Here is a 6,615-nt window from a genome sequence, read left to right as displayed (position 1 = left end):
AGAGCTGCTGGCGCCGCAGGCGGTGCCGGTGGTGGAGGTGCCGGTGCAGGCCCCCACGCGCAGCAACATCGCCGTGGTGGAGGCCGACGGCACCACGAGCAAGTTCAACGAGCCCGGCCCGGAGCTCACCGCGGACGAGGTCGCGGCGATGGAGCGCACCGCCGCCGACCTGGCCGGACGGGCGGACTGGGTGGTGACCTGCGGGAGCCTGCCCGCCGGATGCCCGGACGACCTGCACGCCCGGATCGCCGCCGCCGCGCGGCGCGCCGGGGCGATGGTCGCCGTGGACACCTCGGGACGCCCCCTGGAACTGGCTTGCCAAGCCCGGCCGGACCTGGTCAAGCCGAACCTCGCCGAACTCGCCGAGCTGGCCGGTGGCCCGCTGCGCGACCTCGGCGACGTGCTGGCCGTCGCGCACCAGCTGCGGGCCGGCGGCGTGGCGACCGTGCTGGTGAGCCTCGGCCAGCTGGGCGCGGTGCTGGTCGCGGAGACCGGCACCTGGCACGCCACGAGCATCGCGACCGAGGTGCGCAGCACCGTCGGCGCGGGCGACGCGATGCTCGCCGGATTCCTGCGGGCGGGCGGCAAGGGCCCGACCGCCTTGCGAACCGCCGTCGCGTACGGAACGGCGGCGGTCGGGCTGGCGGGCAGCCGCATGCCCGGCCCGGACGACGTCCACCCGCTGCGGGTGCGAGTGGACACAGTGGACAAATCAGTGAGCCTCAGCGGAGTGGCGGCATGACAACCGAACTGATCACCTCGGACCTCGTGGAACTGGACCTGGCCGGCACCGGCCGGCAAGCCGTGGTGCGCGACCTCGCCGAGCGGCTGGTGGCCGCCGGCCGCGTCACGGACCTCGAGCGGTTCCTGGCCGACGTCGAAGCCCGCGAGCAGCAGATGCCCACCGGGCTGGAGGGCGGCATCGGCATCCCGCACTGCCGCTCCGCGGCGGTGACCGCGCCGTCGCTGGCCTTCGGCCGCAGCGCCGCCGGCGTCGACTTCGGCGCCGAAGACGGCCCGGCCAAGCTCATCTTCCTCATCGCCGCCCCGGAAGGCGGCGGCGCCGACCACATGACGGTGCTCGCCGCGCTGGCCCGGCGCCTGGTGCGCGCCGAGTTCAAGCAGACGCTGCTCGACGCCACCGACGCGGCGCAGCTCGCCAAGTACGTGCGTGCGGAGGTCACGCCGTGAAGTACGTAGCCGTCACCGCCTGCCCGACCGGCATCGCCCACACCTACATGGCCGCGGAAGCCCTGGAGCAGGCCGCCAAGGCAGCCGGCGACGAGGTGCTGGTCGAGACCCAGGGATCGGCGGGTTCGACGCCGCTGCCCGCGGCGGACATCGCCGCGGCCGACGCGGTGATCTTCGCCGCCGACGTCGGGGTGCGGGACCGGGAACGCTTCGCGGGCAAACCGGTCGTGGAGGCCTCCGTGAAGCAGGCCATCAACGACGCGGCGGGCCTGCTGGGCCGTGCCAAGGACGCGGCGGCGGAGCAACCGGCGGGTGCGCACGAACCCGCCGGCGCGTCCGAATCAGCCGCCGAAGAGCCGGAACTGGCCAGCAAGGTCGTCGCCGGCACCGGTTTCGGCACCCGGCTGCGGCAGTGGTTGATGACCGGCGTCAGCTACATGATCCCGTTCGTGGCCGCCGGCGGTCTGCTGATCGCGCTGAGCTTCGCGCTCGGCGGCTACCAGATCACCGACGCGCCGCCGGTCACCGACACCTTCGACGCCGCGAGCCTGGTCAGCTGGGCCGCCCTGTTCAACCAGATCGGCACGCTCGCCTTCGAGTTCCTGGTGCCGGTGCTGGCCGGGTTCATCGCCTTCGCCATCGCCGACCGGCCCGCGATCGCCCCCGGCTTCGTCGGCGGCGCGGTGGCGGTGACCGTCGGCGCGGGCTTCCTGGGCGGGCTCGTCGCCGGTCTGCTGGCCGGTGCCGTGATCGCCGGGCTGAAGCGGATCAAGGTGCCGCGCGGAGTCGCCGGGATCATGCCGGTGGTGGTGCTGCCGCTGCTCGGTTCGCTGGTGGTGGGCGCGCTGATGTTCGTCCTGATCGGCAAGCCGATCGCGCTGGCCATGACGGCGCTCACCGGCTGGCTGACCGGCCTGTCCGGGGCGAACGCGGCGCTGCTGGGCGCCCTGCTCGGCGCGATGATCGCCTTCGACATGGGCGGGCCGATCAACAAGGTCGCCTACACCTTCGCCGTCGGCGGGCTGAGCATCGGCGCCACGGCGTCGCTGGAGATCATGGCCGCCGTGATGGCCGCGGGCATGGTCCCGCCGCTGGCGCTGGCCCTGGCTTCGGCGGTGCGCGGCAAGCTGTTCACCCCGGCCGAGCGGGCCAGCGGCCGGGCCGCCTGGCTGCTCGGCGCGTCGTTCATCACCGAGGGAGCGATCCCGTTCGCGGCGGGCGATCCGCTGCGGGTCATCCCGTCGATCGTGATCGGCTCGGCGACGACCGGTGCGCTGTCGATGACCTTCGGCGCCACGCTGCGCGCCCCGCACGGCGGGATCTTCGTGACGCCGCTGGTGGGCAATCCGCTGGCCTACCTGGCGGCGATCGTCATCGGCGTCGTGGTCGCCGCGCTGGCGGTGCTGTTCGCCAAGCAGCTTGGCCGCCCGGCCGTCGAGCAGCCGGCTCCCGAAGCCGCGGCCGCCGTCCCGGCCTGAAACCCGGCTTCGCCAAACCACATTCGGAGGAACAAGCCATGCAACGTCGAGTCCGCATCGCCTCTTCGGTGGGCCTGCACGCCCGCCCGGCCGCACTGCTCGCGAAGGCCGCTGCCGCGCAGGCCGCAACCGTCACGATCGCCAAGGTCGTCGACGGCGTGGCCGGTGAGACGGTCGACGCGGGCAGCATGCTCGGCCTGATGTCCCTGGGCGCCCAGCACGGCGACGAGGTCGAGCTGTCCGGCAGCGACGAGGCGGCCCTGGACTACCTCGTCGCCCTGCTCGAACAGGACCTGGACAAGGCCCCGGCCTGACTCGGCGCCGCGTGCCGCGAACTGGACCAGCCGGGCGGCGGGTCGCCGCCCCGGGATTAGGCTTGGGCGCTATGGCTACCGTCTCGATTGAGCAGGATCCATCAGTGTTCGCGGCCCGGCTCACCAAAGCCGCCGAAACCGCTGCCGCGGCGGAACTCGACGCGCTGCTGATCACGCCCGGTTCTGATCTGCGCTACCTCCTCGGCGCGGGCGGGGAGTCGCACGAACGGCTGACCTGCCTGGTGCTGCCGGCCGACGGCCGGCCCGCGCTGGTGGTGCCGAAGCTGGAGGAGCCCGGTTTCGCCGACATCCCGCTGGCCGAGCTCGGCATCGACGTGGTGACGTGGGTCGACGGCCAGGACCCGCACGCGATGGTGGCCGACCTGGCCCGCCGCGGCGGGGCGCCCGCCCGGTTGGCCGTCGCCGACGTGATGCCCGCGCTGCACGTGCTCCCGCTGCGCGCCGCCCTGCCCGGCGCCGAACAGGTGCTGGCCGGGACCGTGCTGCGCGAATTGCGGATGCGCAAGGACACCGCCGAGATCGAGGCGCTGCGCAAGGCCGGGGCCGCCATCGACCGGGTGCACGCCCGGATGGCCGAGTTCCTCAAGCCGGGCCGGACCGAGGCCGAGGTCGGCGCCGACATCTCCGCCGCGATCCTCGAAGAGGGCCACACCGAGGTGGCGTTCGTCATCGTCGGCTCGGGGCCGAACGGCGCCAGCCCGCACCACGACGTGTCGAACCGGGTGATCGAGCGCGGCGACGTGGTCGTCATCGACATCGGCGGCCCGAACGCCGAGGGCTACAACTCCGACTGCACCCGCACCTACGCGATCGGTGAGCCCGCGCAGGCGGACGTCCGCGAGACCTATGCGGTGCTGGAGGCCGCGCAGGGTGCGGCCGGGCGCGACCGCCGAGTCGATCGACGCCGCCGCCCGCGAGCCGATCGCCGCCGCCGGGTTCGGCGAGTTCTTCGTGCACCGCACCGGGCACGGCATCGGGCTGGACGTGCACGAGGAGCCCTACATCGTCGGCGGCAATGCCCTGCCGCTGGAGGCGGGCATGGCGTTCAGCGTCGAGCCGGGCATCTACCAGCCGGGGCGCTGGGGCGCGCGGATCGAGGACATCGTCATCGTCACCGAAGACGGTGTGGAGAGCGTGAACAACCAGCCGCACGAGTTGGTTGTGCTGCCGGCGTGAGCGACAGGTCCGCGACGCCAGGCGTCCTGGAAACCACCGACCGGGCCATCTTGCGCGAACTCGCGCGGGACGGCCGGTGCAGCTTCACCGATCTGGCCGAACGCGTCGGGTTGAGCGTTTCCGCCGTGCACCAGCGGGTTCGCCGCCTGGAGCAGCGCGGTGCCCTGCAGGGTTACACGGCCAAAGTGGACGGTGATCAGATCGGGTTGCCGCTGACCGCGTTCATCTCGCTGACCCCGATCGACCCGGCCGCGCCGGACGACTACCCGCAGCGGCTGGAGCACCTGCCGCAGATCGAGTCGTGCTACTCGGTGGCCGGCGACGAGTCCTACATCCTGCAGGTGCGGGTGGCCTCGCCGCTGGGCCTGGAGGAGCTGCTCCGGCAGATCCGCGAGGCGGCGAAGGTCTCCACCCGAACGACGGTGGTGCTATCGACCCCGTTCGAAAACCGCCCCCCGGCGATCTAATCGCCGATTCCAGGCTCGTTTTGGGTAGCGGTGCGGCTAGCGAGGGGGGATCAAGGGTGGGCTTGGGCGGCCGCGACGTGTTCCGGGACCGGCTTCAGGTTGCCGCGCTCGTCCGGCAGGCACATCGCCGTCGGGGCATCGGTGGCCATGAACTCGCCGAGGCAGTGGCCCAGCTGCGCGTGCCCGGCGGCGTTGGCGTGGAACGATTCCTGCATCGCGTGCGGCGCGCGCCGCTCGTCCTGGAGACTCGGCCAGTCGACCGTCAGCCGGGTGAACCACTCGCCCTCTGCCGTGCGCGGGTTCCCGGTGCACGCCTCGTGCCCGGAGCCCGCCCGGGAAAGGTCCAGGAACCGGGCGTCCGCCTGCCGTGCGACGTCCCGCAGCCCGGCCGACAACTGCGGCACCCCGGCGTCCCGGATCCACTCCAGGTCGCCGGTCAGGAACGGGCAGCCGGACAGGTCCTGCAGCTCGGGCTTGACCCCGGGGCCGACCGGCGAGGCGTAGGACTGCACGATCAGGGAGTAGCTGCTCGGCGTGTAACCCGCGCTGTCCATCGCCGCCCGGATGTCGTGCAACGTGCCCAGCACCTTCGGCTTCATCCGCGCCACGCGCTGCGGCCAAGCGGTGCGTAGCTGCGCCGCGCAACCGTCCGGGGCCTGCCGCACCCAGGCCTCTACGCACTGGTTGACGACTTCGGTGAAGCCCGGGTCGTCGTTCGCGCCGACCTGCACCACAACGTCGGTGATCCGGTAGCGCCGCGCCAGCTCGGCCAGCCGCTGCGACTGGGAACCCTCGGCGTGGCCGGGTTCCGGGTTCGCGCCCACCAGATCGGCCCGCGCGCCCGAGCAGGCAAGGTTGATGCGGGTCACGGTGGGCGGCAGCCGCAGCTGGTTGACCGGCGCAGCGGCCGAGCGGTGGCACCAGTTGTCCTGCTCGCCGTTGGTGCCGGCCTCGTAGTTGCCGCCGCCTTCGCCGGACATCGTGCTGTCGCCGAGGGTCACCACCGCGGCCGGGAGCTGCTTTGGCTGCAGCGGCAATCCCGGCAGGTACTGGTCGCTGATCAACACCGCGAGCGCGAGCACGGTGCCGACCAGCAGCAGGATCAGTGGTTTCGACTTGTGCGCCAGCATCGCGTGGAAGTCTATGGGGCCGCCGCGCGGCGGCCTTCATCACCTCTGCGGGTTTTGGGAGCATTTGCGGGGTCTGGTTCGTTGAACCGGGTGACTGCCACCGACAGGAGGTCTCCGCGCCGTGCAGATCCTCGCCCTTCTCCTCGTCGCCGGTGTGGTCGAACTCGCCGTGCTGGTCGCCATCGGTCAGGCGATCGGGGTGCTGCCCACCATCGGCCTGCTGGTCGCCGCCGCCGTGCTGGGCGGCTGGCTGCTGCGCTGGCAGGGCCGCCGGACCCTGCGGGAGTTCCGCGAAGCCACGCGCCAGCGACGGCCTCCGGAGAAGGAGCTCTCCGACGGCGTGCTCATCGCCGCCGCGGGCATTCTGATCATCCTTCCGGGGTTCCTCAGCGACGTGGCCGGCCTGCTGTGCCTGCTGCCACCGGTCCGCGCAGTGCTGCGCAAGCGGATGCTGCGCGCGGCGGAGCGGCGGTCGAAGGCGATGCAGGACCAGATGTGGCTGCACACCCAGCAGGCCTACCGCCGGCAGGGCGCGACCGCGCCCGGCGGCGACGTCATCGACGGCGAGGTGGTTTCGGTCACCGAGGACGACGAGCCCGCCGCGCCCGGCCCGGAATTGCTTCCCCCGCAGCGGTCTGCGCAGGCAGAACGACCGGACGGGCGCCCGCGCCGGTGATCGGTCGCCGTCGGCGTCAGCTGGTGCCGGGGGGCGGGTAAGCTCGCCAGAACGATCGCGGCCGGGTTCGCGCTGGGGGCCGGTTCGATCGCGGGATCGTGCGTCGACACCTTCGACCGATCTCGACCTGCGCAGATGGAAAACCCGGAACGGGGAAGCACG

General features: G+C 72.7%; 7 protein-coding genes and 1 pseudogene. 7 read left to right on the top strand and 1 reads right to left on the bottom strand.

The features are described 5' to 3' along the window. From SSPN_RS45745 to SSPN_RS0125305, 6 genes and pseudogenes are all read left to right on the top strand, one after another. A partial coding sequence (locus SSPN_RS45745; protein ID WP_010310492.1) for a 1-phosphofructokinase family hexose kinase occupies positions 1–742 on the top strand: 742 nt, incomplete at its 5' end. Next, a complete protein-coding gene (locus SSPN_RS0125325; protein ID WP_010310491.1) occupies positions 739–1,191 on the top strand; it encodes a PTS sugar transporter subunit IIA in 453 nt (150 codons plus the stop codon). The genes SSPN_RS45745 and SSPN_RS0125325, both read left to right, overlap by 4 nt. Beyond that, positions 1,188–2,669 carry a PTS fructose transporter subunit IIC gene (locus tag SSPN_RS0125320; RefSeq protein ID WP_010310490.1) on the top strand — a complete coding sequence of 494 codons (1,482 nt, stop codon included), beginning with the start codon at positions 1,188–1,190 and terminating at the stop codon, positions 2,667–2,669. Before SSPN_RS0125325 ends, SSPN_RS0125320 begins: the two co-directional genes overlap by 4 nt. Positions 2,670–2,707: 38 nt before the next feature. Next, entirely contained in the window at positions 2,708–2,983 is a 276-nt protein-coding gene (locus SSPN_RS0125315; RefSeq protein WP_010310489.1) for an HPr family phosphocarrier protein, read from the top strand. A gap of 164 nt (positions 2,984–3,147) precedes the next feature. Further along, a pseudogene (locus tag SSPN_RS45740) lies at positions 3,148–4,180 on the top strand (M24 family metallopeptidase). Between the two features lie 26 nt (positions 4,181–4,206). After that, on the top strand, positions 4,207–4,647 hold the full coding sequence (locus SSPN_RS0125305; protein WP_101377415.1) for an Lrp/AsnC family transcriptional regulator: 441 nt from the start codon (positions 4,207–4,209) through the stop codon (positions 4,645–4,647). Between the two features lie 50 nt (positions 4,648–4,697). Here SSPN_RS0125305 and SSPN_RS0125300 read toward each other — a convergent pair whose 3' ends face one another. Next, positions 4,698–5,777, bottom strand: coding sequence for a GDSL-type esterase/lipase family protein (locus SSPN_RS0125300; RefSeq protein WP_010310486.1), 1,080 nt, complete (start codon positions 5,775–5,777; stop codon positions 4,698–4,700). 121 nt (positions 5,778–5,898) lie between these two features. On the opposite strand from SSPN_RS0125300, the gene SSPN_RS0125295 reads away from it, so the two are divergent. Then, positions 5,899–6,453: an FxsA family protein gene (locus SSPN_RS0125295; RefSeq protein WP_010310484.1), complete on the top strand. Its 555-nt coding sequence runs from the start codon at positions 5,899–5,901 to the stop codon at positions 6,451–6,453. Positions 6,454–6,615: the final 162 nt, after the last annotated feature.

The organism is Saccharopolyspora spinosa NRRL 18395 (assembly GCF_000194155.1).
GTDB classification, from domain to species: Bacteria; Actinomycetota; Actinomycetes; order Mycobacteriales; family Pseudonocardiaceae; genus Saccharopolyspora; species Saccharopolyspora spinosa.
The sequence above is the reverse complement of the archived record's forward strand: the minus strand, read 5'-3'. Positions and strand labels throughout refer to the sequence as shown.

Bases quoted from the DNA above. Each gene is read 5' to 3' on its own strand.
- SSPN_RS0125325 (WP_010310491.1), top strand. From the start codon at position 739: ATGACAACCGAACTGATCACCTCGGACCTCGTGGAACTGGACCTGGCC.
- SSPN_RS0125315 (WP_010310489.1), top strand. From the start codon at position 2,708: ATGCAACGTCGAGTCCGCATCGCCTCTTCGGTGGGCCTGCACGCCCGC.
- SSPN_RS0125300 (WP_010310486.1), bottom strand. From the start codon at position 5,777: ATGCTGGCGCACAAGTCGAAACCACTGATCCTGCTGCTGGTCGGCACC.